The organism is Streptomyces sp. NPDC016640 (genome assembly GCF_043076215.1).
GTDB lineage: Bacteria > Actinomycetota > Actinomycetes > Streptomycetales > Streptomycetaceae > Streptomyces.
Window position 1 is genome coordinate 284092 of the sequence record NZ_JBIBRG010000005.1, and the last position, 22370, is coordinate 306461.

The window sequence follows — 22370 nt, forward strand, 5'->3', positions numbered from 1 at the left end:
TGGTGGAGTGCACCAACGGCGGCGGGGCCGGGGGGGGGGGGGGGGGGGGGGCGGGGGGGGGGGGGGGCGGGGGGGGGGCACCCCCCCCCCCCGGCCCTCCTCCGTCCGCTTTCCCGCTCTTCCCACCTCGCGGTACTTCCCGCGCGCGGGGGCGCGTTCAGCCGCCGTGGCCGGCGGCGTGCGAACCGCCGCCGTGCTTCCCGCCGCTGTGGTCGATGCCCTCCTCCAGGGTGCCGCCGAGCCGGCCCCGCAGGCCGGCGACCACGTCCGCGTGGCCGACTGCGACCCATTTGCGGCCGACGAGGTAGTGACCGCCGTAGTCCTTGGCCGTGTTGATCCACTCGCGCTGGCCCCGGTCGGTGGCGAAGGTGGCGAGGACGTACTTCTCGTCGCCCTTCCCGCACAGGGCCTGGCGGATGGTGTCGGCGTCGGTCTGCATGTCCGGCTCGCACTCGGCCTCGGCGGCCAGGTGCTCCAGGCTGCCGGTCGCGGTGGGCGGCGCCCGGTCCTCCCCGTCGCCCCCGGCCCCGCAGCCCGCCAGCGCCAGGGCCGCCAGCGCGCCGGTCAGCGCGAGCATCGGTCGGGTCACCCTCATGTGTTCCTCCGGTCCTTGACGGCCACGTCGTGACGGCGGCACGCCGCACGGGGCCCCGGCACGGGACCCCTCGGCCTTCGATACGGCCGCGCCGCCCCCGGCGCTCAAATCCCGGTGCGATCACGGGTCCCCGCGTGCGAGGGTGATCCGGTGGACAGCGACTGGGAAGACCGCGTGGACGCCGCCTGGGCGAGCTTCGAGGAGTACGCCGAGGAGGACGCGGCGGCCTTCCGGGCGGTGATCGACGCGCTCGCCGCGGAGCTTGCCGAGGACAGTCCGCTGGGTCCCTTCGAACGGGCCTGTGCCTGGGACTCCACCGGCCACCCGGACCGGGCGGTCCCGCTCTACCGGCAGGCGCTGGACGGCGGACTGGCCCGGGCCGACGGTTACCGGGCACGGCGGGCGAGGATCCAGCTGGCGAGTTCGCTGCGGAACACCGGCCGCGCGGCGGAGGGGGTGCGGCTGCTCACTCCCGAACTCGACGCTCCGCCGGACGAGCTGGACGACGCCGTACGGGCCTGTCTCGCCCTGTGCCTGTCGGATCTCGGACGGGACCGCGAGGGTCTGTCGCTGGTCCTCGGCGCGCTCGCCCCCCATCTGCCGCGCTACCGGCGCTCGATGGCGGCCTACGCCCGGCTGCTCGTCGAGCCCGCCGCGGAGTGACGCCCCCCGGGGGCAGGTGACCATCCACCGGTCCGCTCGTTCAGCTGGATGTGCAGTCACAGGATGCCGACCAGCCCTCCGCTCCCCCCTTCCCGGCCGGCCCGGCCGTGGACGTCGAGCAGGCCGAGGCCGCGCTCGTCGAGCACTACCCGCGCCTCGTCCGGCTCGCCTACCTGGTGCTGCCGTCCGGCACGGGCCGCGGCCGGCGGGTGCTCACCGCGCACTCCCTGGTCCAGCGGGCGCTCCCGCGCGGCCGCACCCCGGCACCGGCGATCCCCGCCCAGCCGGCCGGCCGCGACGGCGACCGGGGGTACGCGCTGGTCCGCCAGGAAGTGGTGCGTACGGCGCTGCGAGCGGGCCGGCCGCCGAGGCGGCGGGCGCACCTGCCGCCGCTGCTCCCCCAGGTGTGGGGCCTGAGGCTGTTCCCGCGCCCGGGCGGCGCCGACGGACTCGCGCTGGACCAGCGGCTGTCCACGCTGTCCGGCCCGGCCCGCGCGGCCCATGCGCTGCGCGGCCTGGAGCGGCTCCCGGACGGGGAGGTGCGCGCGGTGCTCACCGCCGCGGGCGTCACCGACGTGGACGGCGCGCTCGACGAGGCCGACGCGGTACCCGACGCGTACCGGCTGCTCGACTCCCCCGAGTTCGACCCCTGCTCGCTCCAGGCCCGGCCGACGGATCTGCTGCGCCGTCGCCGGCGCCTGCGGGCCGCCCTGGTCGCCGGGGCGGCGCTGGCGGTCTGCGGGACGCTGCTCGGGCTGCCGGGCGACGGCTGGGGCGGCGACGGCCCCGCCGCACCCCCGTACGCGCGCACCCCCTCCGCGCGGGCCGCCCTGGACCCGGGGAAGCTGACCCGGGTCTCCCCCACCGCCTGGAAGACCTCCGCGCGCACCGACTTCTCCGTGTGGCCGGCGCGCGGCGCCCTCACCGGCGACCGGCACCTGCTGCGCCGCGCCCTCGCCGTCTGGGCCCGGCCGGGCAGGAGCGTCCAGGTGTCGGCGACCCCCGGCACCCCCGCCGGCGGGCCGCCCGGACCGCCCCAGCTGCTGTACGCCGGGACGGTCGACACCGCCCGCGTGGTGATCCTCTACGACGGTCTGCGCATCGCCCGGTACGCCGAGCCGCAGGACGGCACCCGGGGCGCCGCGCTCGACTTCGCCCGGGTCGACGGCGCCGGCCGGGCCGGGGCGGGCGCGGTGGTGCTGAGCCGGACGGACGGCAACGTCCGCTTCCTGACGGCGCCCTGGGTGCGTGCGGCCGGCGAGCGCGACCTGCGCGCGCCGGGGTCCGGCACGCGGGACCTCACCCTCACCGGCGGTGTGACCCCGCTCCTGGCCAGCCCCGCCCTGAAGCCGGAGCCGTGCGCCTCGTGGAACGTGCTGCGGCTGACCGACGGCACCGGGACCCGGCTGGTGACCGATCTCGGTGAACTGGTCCCGGCCCTGCTGACGGCGGGCCCGCCCGAGGTGCCCCGGCCGGCCTGGGGTGCGCGGGAGCTGCGCACCTGGGCGCCGTTCGCCTGCTCGCTGAGCGCGATGCGTTCGGCGGGGGTGCGGAGTGTGAACGCCTGGGCGTTCGCCGAGCAGCCGCTGCCCGGCGCCTCCCGGGACGGGACCGGGCCGGCGGCGTGGGTGTGCACGCGGGCCGACACCTGGCGCGGCGGCGGGTCCCGGGTACTGGCCCAGTTCCACACACCCGGCGGGCGGTTCGGGGCGGTGGCCGCGAAGGCGCAGAACGTGCCGGCGTGCGGGAGGCGGGATCCGCGCGTGCTGGCCGGGGTGTTGTGGAGGTCCGCGTCGGGCTCCTGGTACCTGCTGGCCGCCGGCAGCGAGGGCACCGCGTCGGTCAGGGCGACGGGCGGCGTCGAGGGCTCGGCGCGGGGCCGTCTGCTGACCGTCCGCGCCGAGAAGGGCGCCCGGGCGTATCTCGAGGGCACGCTGGACAACGGGGAGGCGATCACCGGGCTGCGCTGATCCGGTGAACTCCTCTGGCCGGTCTGAACCGTTCACGGCCGGATTCGATCGGTAAGGTGTTCGTATGACTACCGGGGCGCGTCGCAGAATGGGAGTGGAGGAGCGGCGGCAGCAGTTGATCGGCGTGGCCCTCGAACTGTTCAGCCGTCGTTCCCCCGACGAGGTCTCCATCGACGAGATAGCGTCGCGCGCGGGCATCTCGCGTCCGCTGGTGTACCACTACTTCCCCGGCAAACTCAGCCTGTACGAGGCTGCGTTGCGGCGCGCCTCGGAGGACCTGGCGTCCCGGTTCGTCGAGCCGCACGAGGGCCCTCTGGGGTCGCGGCTGCGGCGGGTGATGAGCCGGTTCTTCGACTTCGTCGACGAGCACGGCCCCGGTTTCGCCGCGCTGATGCGCGGCGGCCCGGCGGTGGGCTCCTCGACGGCCGACGCGCTGGTCGACGCCGTCCGGCAGGCCGCGTACGAACAGGTGCTCTCGCACATGGGGGTGACCGGCCCGGTGCCGGCGCGGCTGGAACTGGTCGTGCGGTCCTGGATCTCGCTCGTCGAGTCGACGGCGCTGATCTGGCTGGACGGGCGGCGCATTCCGCGCGCCGAGCTGGAGGCACAGCTGGTGCAGGACTTCGCCGCGCTCGCCGCCGTCGCCGCCGCCCGCGACGAGGAGCTGGCCGAGCTGCTGCGCGGGCTGCTCGGGAAGGAGCCGGGCGACGGGCCGTTCACCGACCTGGCCACCCGGCTGATCTCGCTGGCTTCCTGAGACGGATCCCGTCTACTCCTCGGACTTCCGGTAGGAGGCGTCGAGGTCGCGGACCTCGGCGGAGGCGTGCAGCGTCAGGCCCCCGCCCGGCTTCACGTACTGCCGCAGCAGTTCCAGCACGGCCTCGGTGAGCCGGGCCTTGGTCTCCTCGCTGCGGCCCGCCAGCAGGCCGATGTGGACGTGCACCAGGGCGTGCCCGTCGGTGTCGGGGCCGACCACCACGTCCTCGGTGCGCCGGAAGCGCGTCTTGCACGCGGGCGGCTCGGCGGCCGCGATCTCCACGACGGCGGTGTGCAGGTCCCGCGCGAAGGCGGGCCGGTCGAAGCCGTCCGCCAGTCGCTCGGAGTAGTCGACGGTGATCTGCGGCATGAGCCCTCCTGTTCCGGGTCGGAAGGGCTCACCCTAACCGCAGCTCCGTGACCGGTCAGCCGGCCCTGGTGAACACCGCCACCGTGCGGGCCGGGACGGTGAACGTGCCGGTGTCCCGCGCGTAGGACGAGGTCTTCACGACCGCGTCCCCGCCCGCCGCCTGCACCGGGTGCAGCCGGTGCCCCGTCCCGGCGAGCGCGGCGACGCGCTGTTCCCGCCGCTCGGGCGTGGCGTTGAAGACCACGACCAGGTCACCGAGGGTCATGGTGATCACGCCGGGCGTCTCGTCCGTGCCGGACAGCGGGAAGGCGAGCCGGGACTGCACCTGCGCGGCCGTGTCGAGGGAGAACGCCTGCTCCGTCGAGCGGATCCTCAGCAGGTCCCGGTACGCGGCCGAGGCGCCCTCGATCTGCGGGCAGCCGGCCTCGACCGTGCCGAACAGGGGCTTGGCGTAGGGCCACTTGGCCTCGTTGTCGGCGGCCGGCGGCAGGCCGCGGCCGAAGCCGTTGCCGTCCGCGCAGTTCCAGTGGACGGCGTTGAACCAGTCGCCGCTGTCGTAGGAGTTGCGGTCCAGGGACTTGGAGCGCAGCAGATCGGTGCCCGCCTGGGAGAGGGCCGGGCCCTGCGAGAGGGTGGCCGTCGCCATGGCGAGGACCTGCATGCGGGCCCGGTCGTCCGCCGACGTCTCCCGGGGCAGTTTGAAGGCGAGCGCGTCGAACAGCGACTCGTTGTCGTGGGCGTCGGCGTAGGCGAGGGCGTCGCCGGGCGCGTCGGCGTATCCGGCGGGGGCGCCGTTGTAGTCGACCCCGGAGCCCTTGACCTCCCTGCCGCTGGTGTCGGTGAAGGTGTAGTCGGCGAGGTTGCCGCTCAGGCCCACCTTGATCAGGTCCTGGTAGTGCAGGAGGCGGGCCTTCTGCTCGGCCTCGGTGCCGTTGGCCTTCGAGGAGTTGGGGTCGGTGTAGAGGCCGGAGGCGAAGCCCTGCACACCGGGGTCCTCGTCGAAGGGGCCGCCGCCGCGCACGGCGTCCCGGGCCCGGTCGGAGAAGGTGGCGACGCCGGTGCCTGCCATGTTCTCCTGCGTGGCCTGGACGAAGCGGGCGTCGTCGGCGATCTCGCCGAAGTTCCAGCCCTCGCCGTACAGGATGATCTTCCTTCCGTCGACGCCGTCCTTCTCGGCGGTGAGCGCGTCGAGGGCCTCGCGGACGGCGAGGATGTTGGCCTTGGGGTGGTGTCCCATGAGGTCGAAGCGGAAGCCGTCGACCTTGTACTCCCTGGCCCAGGTGACGACCGAGTCGACGACCAGCTTGCCCATCATGGCGTTCTCGGTGGCCGTGTTGGCGCAGCAGGTGCTGTCGGCGACGGAGCCGTCGGCCAGCAGCCGCTGGTAGTAGCCGGGCACGATCCGGTCCAGGACACTGGTCTTCGCCTGGCCGCTCGCGGCGGTGTGGTTGTAGACGACGTCCATGACGACGCGCAGGCCGTCCTCGTTGAGCGCCTTGACCATCTCGCGGAACTCGACCGTGCGGGCGGTGCCGTCCGGGTCGGTGGCGTAGGAGCCCTCGGGGACGGTGTAGTGGTACGGGTCGTAGCCCCAGTTGTAGGCGTCCTTGGCGGCGGACTTCGCCACGCACTCCTGCTGCTTGTCGGAGTCGGCGGGGTAGGAGGCGAGGTCGCAGTCGACGCCCGCCCGGTCGGACTCCTTCTCGGGGATGGTGGCGATGTCGAACGCGGGCAGCAGGTGCACGTACGAGGTGCCGGCCTCCGCCAGCTCGCGCAGGTGCCCGGAGCCGTCGCTGTCCCGGTCGGTGAAGGCGAGGTAGGTGCCGGGGTTGCTCGCCGTGCGGTCCTCCACGGAGAAGTCGCGGATGTGCAGTTCCTGGATCTGGGCGTCCTTCAGCGGCACGGCCTTCGGCTTGTCCAGGCCGGACCAGCCCTTCGGGGCGAGGCTGCGGTCGTCGAGGTCGACGACGAGGCTGCGCTCGGAGTCGGTCGTCAGGGCCACGGAGTAGGGGTCGGTGACCTTGTTGGTGACGATCTCGCGGGTGGTGGGGGCCCACACCTTCACCGCGTACCGGTACGGCTTGCCCTTCCAGGAGCTCGGGCCGGTGACGGACCAGACGCCGGTGGCGTCGTCGCGGCGCATCCGGACGGTGCGGTCGCCGATCTCCAGGGACACGTCCCGTGCGGTCGGCGCCCACACGGAGAGGGTGGGCCGGCCGTGGTGGAACACCGGGCCGAGCCGCGCCTTCGTGGCGCCGGCGGCGTACAGGTCGTCGAGGACGCCCGCGAGCTGCACGCCGGTCGCCGCGAGCACGGCACCGTCGGCGGCGTGCTGGGAGGCGACGACCTGGCCGCGCAGGGCCTCGCGCACGCGGTCCCGGTCACGCGGGTCGACGGACCAGGCGGTGCCGTCCCCCAGGTGCGGGAACTTCGCCTTCTGGGCGTCGGTGAGGGCCGTCTCCGTCAGACGGAGCCAGTGCGCGTCCTCGCTGGTCAGCGCGCCGTCCTGCACCGTGACGGAACCGGTGCGGGAGGCGAGGAGCTGGGTGGAGGCGGCGGCCTCGGAGCCGTCCCAGACGAGGGTGTTCCGGTCGATCCAGACCGCCTTGGAGGTGGTCAGGTCGAGGGCTGCCGCCGAGCCGGCCGGCTGCGGCAGCAGGTGCTTCTCCCGGCCGTTCAACAGCCACACCTCGTGGCCGTCGGCCTTGAGGTCGAGCGACCGGTCGGTGGGCAGATCCTTCTCGTCGCCCTTGTGGAGGATGTAGCTGAGGCTGGTGGCGCCCTCGGCGAGCGGCACCTCGAAGACAGCGCCGTACGCGTCGGTCCTCACCGGCTCCAGCGGGTTCGACCACTCGGTGGGGTGCGCGGCGCCGGTCCAGGTGTGCAGGCCCCAGCCGTCGTAGTTCCCGTCGGCGCGGTGGTAGTGGAGCACCGCCTTGGTCGTGTCCTGGGCCGGGTACCCGGGCCGTTCGGTGGTGACGGTCTCCTTGCCCTGCTCGATCCAGATCTCACCGGTCCTGGTGAGGTCGATCGTGCGGTCGGTGGGGACGTCCTTGTCGCCGTCCTCGTCGATCACCAGGAAGCCGACGTCCGAGGCGCCGGGCTTGAGCTTGACGTAGGCGAAGGCGCCGTAGGCGTCGCGGCCGGTGAAGGGGTGGCTGTTCGGCCACTCGGTGGCCTCGCCGTCGGCGAGGTCGCCCCAGGCGTACAGGCCCCAGTCGTCGTAGTCGCCGTCGGCGCGCTTGTAGTGGACGATCGCGTAGTCGCGGGAGGCGGCGGTGGGCGGATCCTCGACCGGCGGGGTGCCGGTGGTGGAGGCGGCCAGGGCGCTCGCGGTGCGGCCGGCCGAGTCGATCACGACGGCCTTGTAGCGCAGGGCGGTGCCGGCGGGGACGTCCTCGCCGATGGTGTGGGTGACCTTGTGGGGGGCGTGGTCGGCGGAGCCGAGGGTCTTCCACGTGCCGTTGCCGGTCTGGGCGGCGAAGACGACCCGGTTGAGCTGTCCGCCCCCGACGTCGGCGGTCAGCTCGACGGTTCCGGTGGCGCCCGCCTCGGGGGCCTTCAGGGTGATCGTGGGCTTGGCGGCGGGCTCGGCGAGCGGGCCGGACGCCTTGAGGACGATCGCCGAGCCGGCCGGGACGGTGACGGTGATCTTCCTGTCGGCGTCGCTGGTCACGGTGGCGTCCGTGCCGTGGATACCGCGGAAGGCCATACCGGCGGAGTTGGTCGCGAAGGTCGCGGTCCTCTTCTCGTCGGCGTTGTTGAAGGCGACCACGTACTCCGTGGTGTCCTTCTCCGTGCCGGTGCGGGAGAAGGCGTAGACGCCCGCGCCGTCGGCGGCGTGGCGCTCCTGCTGGATGCCGTCGGTGAGGGCCGGGTGGGCCTCGCGGAGCTTCGCGAGGGCGCTGATCCGCCGGTAGAGCGGCGACCGCGTGTCGTAGGTGTCGTCGGCGTGGGTGCGGTCGGTGCCGATCAGGTCGTCGTCGAGGTAGTCGGCGGTGCGGGACGCGAACAGGGTCTGGCGGGCGTCCTTGTCGCCGCCGGCGCCGGTGAAGCCCTGCTCGTCGCCGTAGTAGACGACCGGGTTGCCGCGGCTGAGGAACATCAGCTCGTTGGCGAGCATGTCCTTCTTCAGCAGCTCGGCGTCGGACGCCCGCGGGTCGTCCTGCTTCAGGAACGTCCCGAAGCGGCCCATGTCGTGGTTGCCGAGGAAGGTGACCTGCTCGTAGGCGTTGGCCCGGTCGGTGGCGTACTTGTGGTCGTCGCCGAAGACGGCCGCGAGCTTCTTCGCGCTGCCGCCCTGGGAGGCGTACTGCCGGGCCGCTTCCTGGAACGGGAAGTCGAGCGTGGCGTCGAGCCGGCCCTCGGTGACGTACGGGGCGGTGACGTCGGTGTCGGCGGAGTAGACCTCGCCGAACATGAAGAAGTCGTCCCGGCCCTTCTTGGCCGCGTAGGCGTCCAGGGCGGTGGCCCACTGGGTCCAGAACTCCATGTTGACGTGCTTCACGGTGTCGATCCGGAAGCCGTCGATGTCGAAGTCCCGCACCCACCGCTGGTAGATCTTCTCCATGCCGCCGACGACCTCGGGACGCTCGGTCCACAGGTCGTCGAGCCCGGAGAAGTCGCCGTACTCGCCGGACTCGCCGGCGAAGGTGGAGTCGCCCCGGTTGTGGTACATCTCCGGGTCGTTGAGCCAGGACGGGACCTTGAGGTCCTTCTTCGCGGCGGGCACGACGGGGGTGCGCGGGAAGGAACCGGCGTCGACGCGCGGGAACCGGCGCGAGCCGTCGGCGTAGTCGGCGTCGTCGAAGGGTTCGCCGTCCTTCGTCAGGTACGGGAAGGCGCCCTTGGAGAGGTAGCCGTAGGACTTCTCCTCGTAGTCGACGACGTCGGCGGTGTGGTTGGTGATGACGTCGAAGAAGACCTTCATGCCCTTGGCGTGGGCCTTGTCGATGAGGGTCTCGAGGTCGGCGTTGGTGCCGAAGTGCGGATCGACCTGGGTGAAGTCGGTGATCCAGTACCCGTGGTAGCCGGCGGAGGCGTTCTCGCCGGTGCCCTGCACGGGCTGGTTCCTGAAGATGGGCGCCATCCAGATGGCGGTGGTGCCGAGCCCCTTGATGTAGTCGAGCTTCTTCGTCAGGCCCTTGAGGTCGCCGCCCTGGTAGAAACCCTTGTCGGTGGGGTCGTACCCGGTGGTGAGGCGCGAACCGGTCAGTCCGCCGCGGTCGTTCGTCGCGTCACCGTTGGCGAAACGGTCCGGCAGGACGAAGTAGAACTGCTCGCGGGTCAGGTCGTGCCGCGCGGGCGCCTGGGCGAGCTTCGCGTCCGAGGGGGGCGCGGGCGGGGTGGCGGCGGTGGCGGCGAGCGGCTGCACGAGGCCGGCGGCGAGCGCGGCCACGGTGACGGCGGCGACGCGTCCGCCCCGCGCGGTGCGGCGCCCCGGGGGCGCGGGCCATCTGGGTATCAAGGCGTGAACTCCTTGCGCTTGCGGCTCTTGTGGGTCGACCCCACGCCACGGCACGGCCTGTTTCGGCCACCTCACCGGAGCGTCGGCGTGACCGTATCCCCGTTGAAAGCCTTACAGCAAGGGTTGTGAAAGTAACGGTAAGGACTTGCAGGCGGACGCGGGCCGCGCCGCCGCCCCGTGAACGGCGGCGCGGTCCGCGTGCGTTCAGCAGCTCGACTTGCCCGCGTACACCGCGAGGGCCGTGTTCGAGCCCAGCGTGGCGGTCAGCTGTCCCGAACCGTTGACCGTCACCGTGGTGTTGTTCTGCACGTTGCAGTACGTGCCCGCCGGCAGGGAGGTCTGGTAGGTGCGGGTCAGCGAGCCGGACTCGTGGTTGATGACCACGAAGCCCTTGCCGCCCCGGCCGAAGGCGATCGCGTCACCGCCGTTGTCCCACCAGTTGGTCACCGACTGGCCCCGGGTCGCGTTGCGGAAGGCGACCATGGACTTGATCTCCGTCCAGGCGTGCTGGCACTTCCAGCCGCTCTGCCAGCAGGCGTCGACCCGGCCCCCGTTCGGCGGTCCGGCGTCGTGGTCGGAGAACTCGTAGCCGGAGTTGATGTCGGGGGCGCCGTAGGGCCAGGCCAGCATGAAGACGTTGGCCAGGGTGTAGTTGGCGCCGTCCTTGTAGCTCAGGGTCGAGCCGTTGCGCTCGGTGTCGTGGTTGTCGACGAAGACGCCGGAGACGGAGCTGTTCAGGTAGCCCCAGCCCTCGCCGTAGTTCTTGAGGTAGGCGAGGTTCTCGTTGGTGAAGACCCGCTTGAGGTCGTAGGCGTAGCGGAACTCCTGGACGTCGCCGTTGCCCGTGTACTCGGCGGGCTGGACGGCCTCCCCGGCGCCGTGGATGACCTCCTGCTTCCAGTACGCGCCGGGGTTGCTCAGGCGGGACTTGATGTTGGCCAGGTCGGCGGCGGGCATGTGCTTGGCCGCGTCGACGCGGAAGCCGTCCACTCCGAGGGAGAGCAGGTCGTTCATGTACCCGGCGATGGCTCCGCGGACGTAGTCCTCGCCGGTGTCCAGGTCGGCGAGGCCGACGAGTTCGCAGTTCTGGACGTTCCCGCGGTCCTGGTAGTTGGTGATCTGCGAGGTGCAGTTGTCGAAGTCGTACGAGGAGTACAGGCCGGGGTAGTTGTACTTGGTGTACGAGGAGCCGCCGGTGCCGGTGCCGCTGCCCGCCGACATGTGGTTGACGACGGTGTCGACGACGACCTTCACCCCGGCCGCGTGGCAGGTGTTCACCATGTTCCGGAACGCGGCGCGGTCACCGAGCCGCCCGGCGATCCGGTAGCTCACCGGCTGGTACGACGTCCACCACTGCGCGCCCTGTATGTGCTCGGCGGGCGGAGAGACCTGGACGTATCCGTATCCGGCGGGGCCGAGGGTGGTGGTGCACTCGCGGGCGACGGAGGCGAAGTTCCACTCGAAGAGGACGGCGGTGACGTCCTTCGTCCCGGGCGGGGAGGCCTCCGCACCGGTCGGGGCCATGACAACCGTGGCGGCCGCGAGCGCGGCGGCCACGGCGAGGGTTCTGCGTGCCATGTGGGGTTCCTTCTTCATCGAAGGGTGTGGGGAAACCGCCCAGGTCGGCTGAAGCTTCTTGCAGCAAACTTCAGCAACCTTGCGGCAACGCAGATGGTAGAGGCCCGCCGCCCGAAAGGGCAGCGGGCCGTACGAACTTCAAGGAAAAAAGTTGCGCGGCGGACCTGGCGCGGTCAGCCCGTGGTCCACCACACGGTGGTGTCGGCCGGGAGCTTCGCCTCGCCGGCCGCCTCCGCCATCTCACCGCTGGCGAGCAGCACCCGCCCGTAGGCCGGGGTGGTCACCGGCTCCCCCGTGGTGTTGACGACGCACACGAACTCCCCGCGCCGGAAGGCGAGGACGCCCTCGGGGGCCCGCAGCCACTCCACCGCGTCGCCCGCGCCCAGGTCGGACCGCTCCCGGCGCACGGCGAGCGCGGACCGGTACAGCTCCAGCGTCGAGCCGGGCACGCCGGTCTGCGCCTCGATGCTCAGCTCGCCCCAGCCCGCCGGCTGCGGCAGCCAGCTGCCGCCGTCGCCGAAGCCGTACGACGAGCCCTCGCGCGTCCACGGGATCGGCACCCGGCAGCCGTCACGGAAGCCGTCCTGGCCCGCGCCCCGGAAGTACGCCGGGTCCTGGCGCACCTCGTCCGGCAGGTCCACGACGTCCGGCAGGCCCAGCTCCTCGCCCTGGTAGACGTACGCCGACCCGGGCAGCGCCAGCATCAGCAGCGTCGCCGCGCGGGCCCGGCGCAGACCCAGTTCGCGGTCGCCGGCCAGGCGGATCTGGGTGCCGAGCCCTGCCGGGTTGGCGAAGCGGGTGGCGTGCCGGGTGACGTCGTGGTTGGACAGCACCCAGGTGGCCGGGGCGCCGACCGGGCGCATGGCGTCCAGCGTGCGGTCGATGACCTCGCGCAGTTCCGCGGCGTCCCAGTGGGTGCTCAGGTACTGGAAGTTGAACGCCTGGTGCAGCTCGTCCGGGCGGACGTAGTTGGCGGTGCGCTCGACGGTCGGGGTCCAGGCCTCGGCGACGAAGATGCGCTCGCCGCTGTACTCGTCCAGGATCAGCCGCCACTGGCGGTAGATGTCGTGCACGCCGTCCTGGTCGAAGAACGGCATGACGTCGTTGCCCAGCAGCTTCAGCTGCTCGTGCGATCCGAGGTCGGGCAGGCCCTCGGCCTTCACCATGCCGTGCGCGACGTCGATGCGGAAGCCGTCCACGCCCATGTCCAGCCAGAACCGGAGGATGGAGCGGAACTCGTCGCCGACCGCCGGGTGCTCCCAGTTGAAGTCGGGCTGCTCGGGCGCGAAGAGGTGCAGGTACCACTCGCCGGGCGTGCCGTCGGGTTCGGTCACCCGGGTCCAGGCCGGTCCGCCGAAGATCGACTCCCAATCGTTGGGCGGCAGCCCACCGTCCGCGCCCTTGCCGGGACGGAAGTGGTAGCGCTCCCGCAGCGGCGAGCCGGGGCCCTCGGCGAGGGCCCGCTTGAACCACTCGTGCTGGTCGGAGGAGTGGTTGGGCACCAGGTCGACGATGATCCGCAGGCCCAGTCCGTGGGCGTCCCGGATCAGCGCGTCCGCGTCGAGCAGGGTGCCGAACATGGGGTCGACGGCGCGGTAGTCGGCGACGTCGTAGCCGGCGTCGGCCTGCGGCGAGGCGTAGAAGGGGCTGAGCCACACGGCGTCCACGCCGAGGTCGCGCAGGTACGGCAGGCGGGAGCGGATGCCCTCCAGGTCGCCCATGCCGTCGCCGTTGCCGTCGGCGAAGCTGCGCGGGTACACCTGGTAGATCACCGCGTCCCGCCACCAGTCGCGGCGCCGGGCGACGGTGGCGACGGCCGCTTCGGTGGTGGGGGTCGGGGCCGGGGCGGCGGAGTGCTGCTGGCTCATGTCGTCCTTGATACGGGTTTCGGTCGGGAAGGCGAGTGGAGGGGCGGCTGTGGAACAAGGCGGCCGCGGTGACGGCGGGGTTTGGGGTACCCCCTGCCCGAGGGGCCCGGGGGTGGCCACCGCGGCCGCCCACCCGCGCGGGTCAGGCGCGCGGGAGTCGTTCCACGAAGGGGGTCAGCCCTTCGTGCCGCCGGCGGTGAGACCGGTGACCAGGTTCTTCTGCACGAGGTAGAAGAACGCGGAGACCGGTATCGCGATCAGGACCGCGGTGGCGGCCATGAGGTTGCGCTGTGCGTCGTGCTCGCTGACGAAGCTCTGCAGACCGACGGCGAGCGTGTACTTCTCGTCGTCGAGCATGAACGTCGTGGCGAAGGCGACCTCGCCGAACGCGGTGATGAAACTGTAGAACGCGGCGACCGCCAGCCCCGGCTTGGCGAGCGGCAGGATCAGCCGCGCGAACGTGCCGATGGGGGTCAGCCCGTCGACCCGTCCCGCCTCGTCGATCTCGAACGGGATGGTGTCGAAGTAGCCCTTCATCAGCCAGGCGCAGTACGGCACCGCCGTCGAGCAGTAGACGAGGATGAGTCCAAGGTAGCTGTCGATGAGCTGCAGGTCCGAGAGGATCTGGTACATCGGCACCATCAGGACCGCCACCGGGAACATCTGGGTGAGCAGCAGCACCCACATGAACTTCCGGTAACCCGGGAAGCGCATGCGGGAGACCGCGTAGCCGGTGGTGGCGGCGACCAGGACGCCGATGACCGTGGTGCCGAGCGAGACGATCAGCGAGCTCTTCAGCCAGTCGAAGAAGTTCGTGTTCTGCAGCACGAACGCGTAGTTGTCGAGCGTCATCTTGCCCCAGATGCCGCCGGGACGCAGGTAGTCGTCCTTGTCGGGGCCGAGGGACAGGAACACCAGCCAGGCGACCGGGAAGAGCGCGATCAGGCTCGCCCCGACGAGGATGCCGTGCGAGGTGAGTCTCGCCAGCGGGCCGCTCTCGCCGCGCCGGCGCGCCGGGCGGGGCGGGAGTGCGTCGTCGGCAGGCCGGTCCGCCGGAGCAGTGGTGGTGACGGTGGTGGTGCTCATGGGGACTCCTGCCTCAGATCGCGAGCTGCTGCTCGTTGCGGTTCAGCCAGCGGCGGTAGAAGGAGGTGAAGACGACCAGGATGGCCAGCAGCAGCATGCCGTAGGCCGCGGACTGCGCGAAGTCGCGCGGCTGCTGTCCGAAGCCGAGCTGGTAGGCCCAGGTCACGAGGATCTGGGCGTCCGGGGCGGTGTTGCCGAACAGCAGGAAGATCACGGCGAACTGGTTGAAGGTCCAGATGATGCCGAGCAGGATCACGGTGGAGCTGACCGGGCGCAGGCCGGGCAGGGTGACGTGGCGGAACCGCTGCCAGGCGGTGGCGCCGTCCATCTCGGCCGCCTCGTAGAGGCTGGCGTCGATGGACTGCAGGCCGCCGAGCAGGGAGACCATCATGAACGGCACGCCGCACCAGGTGTTGACCATGATCGCGGCGAACCGCTGCCAGAAGGTGTCCTCCAGCCACTGCGGCGCCGGCAGGCCCAGGGCGTCCAGGCCGGAGTTGATGATGCCGGCGTCGGCGAGCATGAAGCGCCAGCCGAAGACGGTGACGAAGGTCGGCACGGCCCACGGCAGGATCAGGATCAGCCGGTAGAAGGTGCGGCCGCGCAGCTTCTGGTTCAGCAGCAGCGCGAGGCCCAGGCCGATGCCGTAGTGCAGGGCGACGCAGGCCGCCGTCCACACGACCGTCCAGAGGAAGTGCGACCAGAAGCGGTCGTAGGCGGTCTCGCCCCACAGGATGTCGGCGTAGTTGTCCAGGCCGATGAACTTGTAGGTGGCCTCGATCTCGTTGACGCCGATGGTGCGGGCCGAGTTGAGGCTGTTGGCGTCGGTGAGCGTGAGGTAGAGGCCGTACCCCAGGGGGTACAGCACCAGGACGCCGAGCACGACGGCCACCGGCGCGATCATGACGTAGGCGTACCAGTGCTTGTCGAAACTGCGCTTCATGCGGCGGACCGGCCCGGGCCGGGGCGCGCGGTCACCGCGGCGCTCGCCGGTCGCGCGGTCGATGGCGACTGTCATGGTTCGGCACCTTCTGGATGATCAAGGGTTCCACGGCCGGTGACGGCCGGTACGGCACGGGCCGGCGGCCGCCGGACCCTCCCCTCCTGGAAGCGGGTCCGGCGGCCACGCGGGCGTTACTTGCTGAAGTCCGGCACCAGCTTGGCGATCGCGGTCTCCGCGTCACCCAGCCCCTTGTCCAGGGACTCCTTGCCGCCCGCGATCTGCGGCAGCTCGTCGTCCATCGGACCCCACAGCGAGCTGTACTCGGGCAGGGCCGGGCGCGGCTGCGCGGCGGGCAGGACCGTCTGGTAGCCGGCGATGCCCGGGTCGGTCTTGACCTTGGCGGTGTAGGCGTCGTCCCGCGTGGGCAGCGTGGAGTTCTTCAGCGCGATGGTCTCCTGCGCCTCGGCCGAGGTCATGAAGTTGACGAACTTCAGCGCGGCCTGCTGCTTGTCCTCGGTGGAACCGGCGTAGACGGAGAGGTTGTGGCCGCCGGTCGGGGCGCCCGCCTTGCCGGTGGAGCCGGCCGGGACGGTGGCGATGCCGAGGTTGTTCCTGTCCTTGAACGCGGAGCCCTTGTAGAAGTTGGTGATCTCCCACGGGCCCTGGATGATCGAGGCGACCTTGCCGTTGACGAACGCGTCCTGGATGTGGGCGTAGGCGTCCGCGGTGGTGTCGGCCTTGTGCAGGCCCTTGCCGTCGAAGAGGTCCAGCCAGGTGCCGTACGCCTTCTCGGCCTCCGGCGACTTCACGGTGACCTTCCTGGCGTCGGCGTCGACCATGTCGGTGCCCTCGCCGTAGAGGAACGGCTGGGCGTAGTAGCCCGCGGTGGAGCCCCAGTAGCCGTCGACGCCGGTCTCGTCCTTGATGGTGGCGGCGGCCTTCTTCAGGTCGTCCCAGGTCTTGGGGGCCTCGACGCCGGCCTTCTCGAACAGTTCCTTGTTGTAGACGAAGGCCAGGGTGTCCGTGGTGAACGGGACGCCGTAGGTCTTGCCCTCGTACTTGGCCTGCTCGATCAGGTTGGGCTGGAACGCGTCCTGGTCGGCGAGGGCCTCGGTGCCGTCCAGCGGCACGAAGAAGCCCTTCTTGGCGAAGGCGGGGGTCCAGCCGACCTCGGAGCGCAGCACGTCGGGGGCGCCCTTGGAACCGGCGGCGGTGTCGAACTTGTTCTGCGCCTGGTCGAAGGGGACGTTGACGTACTTGACCTTGATGTCCTTGTTGGCGGCCTCGAACTCCTTGACCAGGGCCTGGTACGTCGGCGCCTCGTTGGTCGCGTTGGAGGTGTCCCACCAGGTGATGGTGACCGGGCCGCCGGCCTGGTCGCCGCTGTCGCTGTCTCCGCCGCAGGCCGTCGCCGCGAGGGCGAGGGACGCCACCAGCGCGGTGGCCGCTATGCCACGCCGCATGAGTTCTCCTTGAGGGTGAAAGCCCGTGTGGTGCAGGGTGCGGCCCCGTCTGCCGCCCTGCCGACTTGCCGGACGCGCCGTTGCGGCCGCCGGGCGACGTGAACGTAACAGCGATGGAACCGATTCGAAAGACCTTGCAGAAAAGTTTTGCAAGCAGCACCTGGAGTTATCCCGTCGTGACCTGTTCCCGACCGTCGTGCGACCCGGGTTTCCGCCCGTACGGCAGGGGTTCGGACAGTTGTGCAAGACTCTGCAAGCACTTGCCATCCGTTGCCGCCGGGGGAATCATCCGTTGCGGACCGGACGCCACCACGACGTGAGGGACCGCGATGACCCAGCAGCCCGCAGCGGGCCGTTCGACGGCGCGCACCAGGCGTCCGAACGGTGCGCAAGGTCCGGCCCGGCCGCTACAGTCCGGTCCTGTGACCACAAGGCTCGCCGATATCGCCGCTCAGGCGGGAGTGAGCGAGGCGACCGTCAGCCGCGTCCTGAACGGCAAGCCGGGCGTCGCCGCCACCACCCGCCAGTCCGTGCTCGCCGCCCTGGACGTCCTCGGCTACGAGCGCCCGGTGCGGCTGCGGCAGCGCAGCGAGGGCCTCGTCGGCCTGATCACCCCGGAGCTGGAGAACCCGATCTTCCCCGCGCTGGCCCAGGTCATCGGGCAGGCGCTGACCCGCCAGGGCTACACCCCGGTGCTGGCCACCCAGACCCCGGGCGGGTCGACGGAGGACGAGCTGACGGAGATGCTCGTGGACCGCGGGGTGGCCGGCATCATCTACGTCTCCGGGCTGCACGCGGACACCAACGCCGACATGCAGCGCTACGAGCGGCTGCGCGCGCAGGGCGTGCCGTTCGTGCTGGTGGACGGCTTCTCGCCGAAGGTGCAGGCGCCGTTCATCTCCCCCGACGACCGGGCGGCGATGGCGCTCGCGGTCACCCACCTCGCCTCCCTCGGCCACACCCGCATCGGCCTGGCCCTCGGGCCGAAGCGGTTCGTCCCGGTGCAGCGCAAGATCGAGGGTTTCGTCCGCACCGTGCAGGACCTGCTGGGCCTGGGTGCCGAGACGGTCGAGACCGAGCTGGTCCAGCACTCCCTCTACACCCTGGAGGGCGGCCAGGCCGCCGCCACCGCGCTCATGGACCGCGGCTGCACGGCAGTGGTGTGCGCGAGCGACATGATGGCACTGGGCGCGATACGGGCCGCCCGGCAGCGCGGTCTGGACGTGCCGAAGGACATCTCGGTGGTGGGCTTCGACGACTCCCCGCTGATCGCCTTCACCGACCCGCCGCTGACCACGGTCCGCAAGCCGGTCCCGGCGATGGGCCAGGCCGCGGTGCGCACCCTGCTGGAGGAGATCGGCGGAACGCCCGCGCCGCACAGCGAGTTCGTGTTCATGCCGGAGCTGGTGGTGCGCGGTTCGACCGCGTCGGCCCCCGGGGAGCGGAATCGTTCCTGAGACGGAGGGACGACCTCCCGGGCGCTTCTCCGGCAGGAGGGACCGGGGTCCGTGCCCGGGGAGAACATGCGGGTCGGGTCCGACCGGGGGAGGATCCGGGGAGTGGGTTGTTTCTGGCAGACTCTGTGCCCATGGGTGACACGACCGTGACAACGCTGGAAGGCCGGGAAGAGGCCGTTCCGCACTCCGTCGCGGCCGAGACCGGGCGGACGTACCTGCGCCGTCCGCGTGTCCCCCGCCGGCCGCGGCTGTGGTTCGAGATCCTGCTGATAGCGGTGAGTTACTGGACGTACTCACTCGTCCGCAACGCCGTGCCCGAACAGCGGGCCGAGGCACTGCGCAACGCCGACGCGATCTGGCGCCTGGAGCAGCAGCTCGGCCTGGCCTTCGAGGAGTCCGTCAACCACGCCGTGAACGCGGTGACCTGGCTCGTCGTCGGCATGAACTACTACTACGCCACCCTGCACTTCGCGGTGACGCTGGGTGTCCTGGTGTGGCTCTACCGCAGTCATCCCGGCCGTTACGCGGCGACCCGGCTGGTCCTCTTCACCACCACGGGCATCGCCCTGCTCGGCTACTACCTGTATCCGCTGGCCCCGCCCCGGCTGATGAACGGCCAGGACTTCGTCGACACCGTCCTGGTCCACCAGACCTGGGGCTCGATGGCCTCCGGTGACCTGAAGAACATGTCCAACCAGTACGCCGCGATGCCGTCGATGCACATCGGCTGGTCGGTCTGGTGCGGCCTGACCCTCTTCGCGCTGGCCTCGGTGCCGTGGGTGCGCGTCCTGGGCCTGCTGTACCCGGCGGGCACGCTGGTCGTCATCGTCGCCACCGCCAACCACTTCTGGCTGGACGCGGTGGGCGGCGTCCTCTGCCTCGCCGTCGGGTACGGGATCGCGCTGGTCTGGTACGGCCGTCAGCCGTACGCCCTGCCGAGGCCGGCGGGCGGCCGGAAGCAGCCGGAGCCGGGCCCGGTGCCGCTGCCGAAGCAGGGCTGAGGGCCCGCGCGGGCGAACGGCCGGCGGGCCGCGCGGAGGGCTGCTACGACCCTCCGTAGAACAGTTCCTCCATCACGCCCCGCGCCCTGCGTGCCGTACGCCGGTACGCGTCGAGCATGTCGCCCGCGTGGCCGGGGCCGTAGCCCAGGTAGCGGCCGACGGCGCCCAGCTCCCGGGGCACGGTGGGGAAGGTGTCCCCCGCCCGGCCCCGGACCAGCATCACCGCGTTGCGCACCCGGGTGGCCAGCACCCACGCCTCGTCGAGGATGCCGGCGTCCTCCTCGCGGAGCAGCCCGGCCTCGCGGGCGGCGGCCAGGGCCTGACGCGTCCTGGTGGTGCGCAGGCGCGGCTCCTCCGCGCCGTGCCGCAGCTGGAGCAGCTGCACCGTCCACTCCACGTCGGACAGCCCGCCCGGGCCGAGCTTGGCGTGCAGCTTGGGGTCGGCGCCGCGCGGCAGCCGCTCGGACTCCATGCGGGCCTTCAGCCGCCGGATCTCACGGACCGCGTCCTCCTCGAGCCCGCCGGCCGGGTAGCGCAGCGGGTCGATCATGTCGAGGAAGCGGCGGCCCAGGTCCTCGTCCCCGGCGACGTGTTCGGCGCGCAGCAGCGCGTGCCGCTCCCACACCAGCGACCAGCGCCGGTAGTACGCCTCGTACGACTTCAGGGTGCGCACCAGCGGGCCCGACTTGCCCTCCGGGCGCAGGTCGGCGTCGATGAGCAGGGGCGGGTCGGCGCTGGGGATCTGCAGCAGCCGGCGCATCTCGGCGACCACCTTGTTGGCGGCCTCGGACGCCTCCCGTTCCCCCACGCCGTCGCGCGGCTCGTGCACGAACAGGACGTCGGCGTCGGAGCCGTAGCCCAGCTCGTGCCCGCCGAAGCGGCCCATGCCGATGATCGCGAACCGGGTGGGGAGCATCGCCCCCCAGCCCTGACGGACCACGGCGCGCAGGGTGCCGGCGAGGGTGGCGGCCGTCAGGTCGGACACGGCGCCGCCCACCAGGTCCACCAGTGCGCCCTGGTCGGCCACGGCGAGCTGGGACTCGGTGCCGTAGGAGCCGACGATGTCGGCGGCGGACGTACGGAACAGCTCGCGGCGGCGGACCCCGCGGGCGGCCGTGACGCCCTGGACGGCGTTGTCGGCGCGGCCGACGGCGGCCAGGATCTCCTGCTCCAGGGGGGCGCGGGAGCGCGTGGTCAGTCCCCCGCCGTCCCCGTCGCCGAGCAGCGCGACCGCCTCGGGGGCGCGCATCAGCAGGTCGGGGGCGAGCCGGCCGGCGGACAGCACCCGCGCCAGGTTCTCGGCGGCGGCGCCCTCGTCGCGCAGCAGCCGCAGGTACCAGGGGGTCTTGCCGAGGGCGTCGGAGACCTTGCGGAAGTTGAGCAGGCCGGCGTCCGGGTCGGCGGAGTCGGCGAACCAGCCCAGCAGCACGGGCAGCAGGGTGCGCTGGATGGCGGCCTTGCGGCTGACGCCCGACGCCAGCGCCTCCAGGTGCCTGAGCGCGGCGGCCGGGTCCTCGTACCCCAGGGCGACCAGCCGCTCCCGGGCCGCCTCCGCGCTGAGCCGGGACTCACCGGGGGCGAGCGCGGCGACGGCGTCGAGCAGCGGCCGGTAGAACAGCTTCTCGTGCAGCCGCCGTACGGCGGAGGCGTGCCGCTTCCACTCCCGGTTCAGCGTCGCGACCGGGTCGGTGCGCAGGTCCAGGGAGCGGCCGAGGCGCCGGAGATCGGTCTCGTCCTCGGGCACGAGGTGGGTGCGGCGCAGCCGGTGGAGCTGGATGCGGTGCTCCAGGGAGCGCAGGAAGCGGTAGGCGTCGTCGAGCTGGGCGGCGTCCGCACGGCCGACGTAGCCGCCGGCGGCGAGGGCCTTCAGCGCGTCCAGGGTGGTGCCGCTGCGCAGCGAGGCGTCGGCGCGGCCGTGCACCAGCTGGAGCAGCTGCACCGCGAACTCGACGTCCCGCAGGCCGCCCGGGCCCAGCTTCAGCTGGCGGTCGACCTCGGCGGCGGGGATGGTCTCCACCACCCGGCGGCGCATCTTCTGCACGTCGGCGACGAAGTTCTCCCGCTCGGCGGCCTGCCACACCAGCGGCTGGAGCGCGGCCACGTACTCCTCGCCGAGCGCGAGGTCGCCGGCGACCGGGCGGGCCTTCAGCAGCGCCTGGAACTCCCAGGTCTTGGCCCAGCGCTGGTAGTAGGCGAGGTGGGAGGCGAGGGTGCGCACCAGCGGCCCGTTGCGGCCCTCCGGGCGCAGATTGGCGTCGACGGGCCAGATGGAGCCCTCGACGGTGGTCTCGGAGCAGATCCGCATCATGTGCGAGGCCAGCCGGGTGGCGGCGCGCAGCGCCTTGTCCTCGTCGGCCCCGTCGGCCGCCTCCCCGACGAAGATCACGTCGACGTCGGAGACGTAGTTGAGTTCGTGTCCGCCGCACTTGCCCATCGCGATCACCGCGAGCCGGCACAGGGCGGCATCCCCGGGCGCGGCGTCCCCGGCGAGCGCGAGGGCGGCGCGCAGGGTGGCGGTGGCGAGGTCGGCGAGCTCGGCGGCGGTCTGGGAGACCTCGCTCGTGCCGCAGACGTCACGGGCGGCGATGGACAGCAGACAGCGCCGGTAGGCGACGCGCAGGGAGACCGGGTCGGTGGCGCCGGCCAGGCCGCGCTCGAACTCCTCGATCCCGGGGTGCAGGTCGCGCGGCTCGTAGGTGACGAGGGCCTGCCAGTCGCTCGGGTGCCGGGCCAGGTGCTCGGCGAGCGCGGCGGACGCGCCGAGCACCCCGAGCAGCCGGTCCCGCAGCGGCTTGGCGGCCACCAGCGTGTCCAGCAGTTCCCGGCGGGCGGTGGCGCCGTCCTGCGCCTCCAGCAGCCGCACCAGCCCGAGCAGCGCGAGATCGGGGTCGGCCGTGGCGCCGAGCGCGTCGAGCAGCACGGGGTCGCTGCGTACGGGCGTCAGCTCGGGGCCGTCCAGCAGCCGCTCGGCGCCCGAGGGATCGGTGAAGCCGTGCCGCAGCAGCCGCGTGAAGGTACTGCTCCTGCGCCCCGGCGCCGACGTCATCCCCGGCCTCCTCATGCCTCGCTCGGACCCGATCAGGTGGTACGGCCCCGAGCCTAGCCGGAGGACGGACGCACGGCTCCGGGGCCGCCCGCGATGAGTTCCGGGGG

14 protein-coding genes are annotated in these 22370 nt (G+C 72.2%); 5 read left to right on the forward strand and 9 right to left on the reverse strand.

Annotation, left to right across the window (positions count from 1 at the left end):
• Window positions 1-157: 157 nt before the first annotated feature.
• Window positions 158-595 (reverse strand): hypothetical protein, encoded by a 438-nt coding sequence (locus ACF07S_RS13365; RefSeq protein WP_391974201.1) that lies wholly within the window; start codon window positions 593-595, stop codon window positions 158-160.
• A gap of 150 nt (window positions 596-745) precedes the next feature.
• Between ACF07S_RS13365 and ACF07S_RS13370 the strand changes: the two genes are divergently transcribed.
• The 3 genes from ACF07S_RS13370 to ACF07S_RS13380 all read left to right on the forward strand — a co-directional run bounded on the left by ACF07S_RS13370 (window position 746) and on the right by ACF07S_RS13380 (window position 3985).
• A complete protein-coding gene (locus tag ACF07S_RS13370) occupies window positions 746-1258 on the forward strand; it encodes a tetratricopeptide repeat protein (protein ID WP_391974202.1) in 513 nt (170 codons plus the stop codon).
• 50 nt (window positions 1259-1308) lie between these two features.
• The gene (locus ACF07S_RS13375) at window positions 1309-3228 is read left to right on the forward strand and encodes a hypothetical protein (protein ID WP_391965254.1); all 1920 of its coding nucleotides are present in this window, start codon (window positions 1309-1311) and stop codon (window positions 3226-3228) included.
• Window positions 3229-3292: 64 nt separating this feature from the next.
• Entirely contained in the window at window positions 3293-3985 is a 693-nt protein-coding gene (locus tag ACF07S_RS13380) for a TetR/AcrR family transcriptional regulator (protein ID WP_391965255.1), read from the forward strand.
• Between the two features lie 12 nt (window positions 3986-3997).
• Here the strand turns inward: ACF07S_RS13380 and ACF07S_RS13385 are convergent, their stop codons facing one another.
• The 7 genes from ACF07S_RS13385 to ACF07S_RS13415 all read right to left on the reverse strand — a co-directional run bounded on the left by ACF07S_RS13385 (window position 3998) and on the right by ACF07S_RS13415 (window position 16759).
• Window positions 3998-4354 carry a 5-carboxymethyl-2-hydroxymuconate Delta-isomerase gene (locus tag ACF07S_RS13385; protein ID WP_391965256.1) on the reverse strand — a complete coding sequence of 119 codons (357 nt, stop codon included), beginning with the start codon at window positions 4352-4354 and terminating at the stop codon, window positions 3998-4000.
• 55 nt (window positions 4355-4409) lie between these two features.
• Window positions 4410-9821, reverse strand: a complete 5412-nt coding sequence (gene pulA, locus ACF07S_RS13390; protein ID WP_391974203.1) for a pullulanase-type alpha-1,6-glucosidase — start codon at window positions 9819-9821, stop codon at window positions 4410-4412.
• Window positions 9822-10025: 204 nt separating this feature from the next.
• The gene (locus ACF07S_RS13395) at window positions 10026-11399 is read right to left on the reverse strand and encodes an alpha-amylase family protein (protein WP_391974204.1); all 1374 of its coding nucleotides are present in this window, start codon (window positions 11397-11399) and stop codon (window positions 10026-10028) included.
• A 173-nt stretch (window positions 11400-11572) separates the two neighbouring features.
• The gene (locus ACF07S_RS13400; protein ID WP_391974205.1) at window positions 11573-13267 is read right to left on the reverse strand and encodes a glycoside hydrolase family 13 protein; all 1695 of its coding nucleotides are present in this window, start codon (window positions 13265-13267) and stop codon (window positions 11573-11575) included.
• Between the two features lie 174 nt (window positions 13268-13441).
• Window positions 13442-14353: a sugar ABC transporter permease gene (locus tag ACF07S_RS13405; RefSeq protein WP_391965260.1), complete on the reverse strand. Its 912-nt coding sequence runs from the start codon at window positions 14351-14353 to the stop codon at window positions 13442-13444.
• Between the two features lie 13 nt (window positions 14354-14366).
• Window positions 14367-15371: a carbohydrate ABC transporter permease gene (locus tag ACF07S_RS13410; RefSeq protein WP_391965261.1), complete on the reverse strand. Its 1005-nt coding sequence runs from the start codon at window positions 15369-15371 to the stop codon at window positions 14367-14369.
• 116 nt (window positions 15372-15487) lie between these two features.
• A complete protein-coding gene (locus ACF07S_RS13415) occupies window positions 15488-16759 on the reverse strand; it encodes an extracellular solute-binding protein (RefSeq protein WP_391974206.1) in 1272 nt (423 codons plus the stop codon).
• Window positions 16760-17181: 422 nt separating this feature from the next.
• Here ACF07S_RS13415 and ACF07S_RS13420 point away from each other — a divergent pair, with 422 nt between their 5' ends.
• Together ACF07S_RS13420 and ACF07S_RS13425 are read left to right on the forward strand one after the other, a co-directional pair.
• Entirely contained in the window at window positions 17182-18216 is a 1035-nt protein-coding gene (locus ACF07S_RS13420) for a LacI family DNA-binding transcriptional regulator (RefSeq protein ID WP_391965263.1), read from the forward strand.
• 131 nt (window positions 18217-18347) lie between these two features.
• Window positions 18348-19217 (forward strand): phosphatase PAP2 family protein, encoded by an 870-nt coding sequence (locus ACF07S_RS13425; protein ID WP_391974207.1) that lies wholly within the window; start codon window positions 18348-18350, stop codon window positions 19215-19217.
• Between the two features lie 43 nt (window positions 19218-19260).
• Here ACF07S_RS13425 and ACF07S_RS13430 read toward each other — a convergent pair whose 3' ends face one another.
• The gene (locus tag ACF07S_RS13430) at window positions 19261-22263 is read right to left on the reverse strand and encodes a bifunctional [glutamine synthetase] adenylyltransferase/[glutamine synthetase]-adenylyl-L-tyrosine phosphorylase (RefSeq protein ID WP_391965265.1); all 3003 of its coding nucleotides are present in this window, start codon (window positions 22261-22263) and stop codon (window positions 19261-19263) included.
• Window positions 22264-22370: the final 107 nt, after the last annotated feature.

Coding starts and splice junctions, on each gene's coding strand:
- ACF07S_RS13365 (WP_391974201.1), bottom strand. CDS start 595: ATGAGGGTGACCCGACCGATGCTCGCGCTGACCGGCGCGCTGGCGGCC.
- ACF07S_RS13380 (WP_391965255.1), top strand. CDS start 3,293: ATGACTACCGGGGCGCGTCGCAGAATGGGAGTGGAGGAGCGGCGGCAG.
- ACF07S_RS13385 (WP_391965256.1), bottom strand. CDS start 4,354: ATGCCGCAGATCACCGTCGACTACTCCGAGCGACTGGCGGACGGCTTC.
- ACF07S_RS13395 (WP_391974204.1), bottom strand. CDS start 11,399: ATGGCACGCAGAACCCTCGCCGTGGCCGCCGCGCTCGCGGCCGCCACG.
- ACF07S_RS13400 (WP_391974205.1), bottom strand. CDS start 13,267: ATGAGCCAGCAGCACTCCGCCGCCCCGGCCCCGACCCCCACCACCGAA.
- ACF07S_RS13405 (WP_391965260.1), bottom strand. CDS start 14,353: ATGAGCACCACCACCGTCACCACCACTGCTCCGGCGGACCGGCCTGCC.
- ACF07S_RS13410 (WP_391965261.1), bottom strand. CDS start 15,371: ATGACAGTCGCCATCGACCGCGCGACCGGCGAGCGCCGCGGTGACCGC.
- ACF07S_RS13415 (WP_391974206.1), bottom strand. CDS start 16,759: ATGCGGCGTGGCATAGCGGCCACCGCGCTGGTGGCGTCCCTCGCCCTC.
- ACF07S_RS13425 (WP_391974207.1), top strand. CDS start 18,348: ATGGGTGACACGACCGTGACAACGCTGGAAGGCCGGGAAGAGGCCGTT.
- ACF07S_RS13430 (WP_391965265.1), bottom strand. CDS start 22,263: ATGACGTCGGCGCCGGGGCGCAGGAGCAGTACCTTCACGCGGCTGCTG.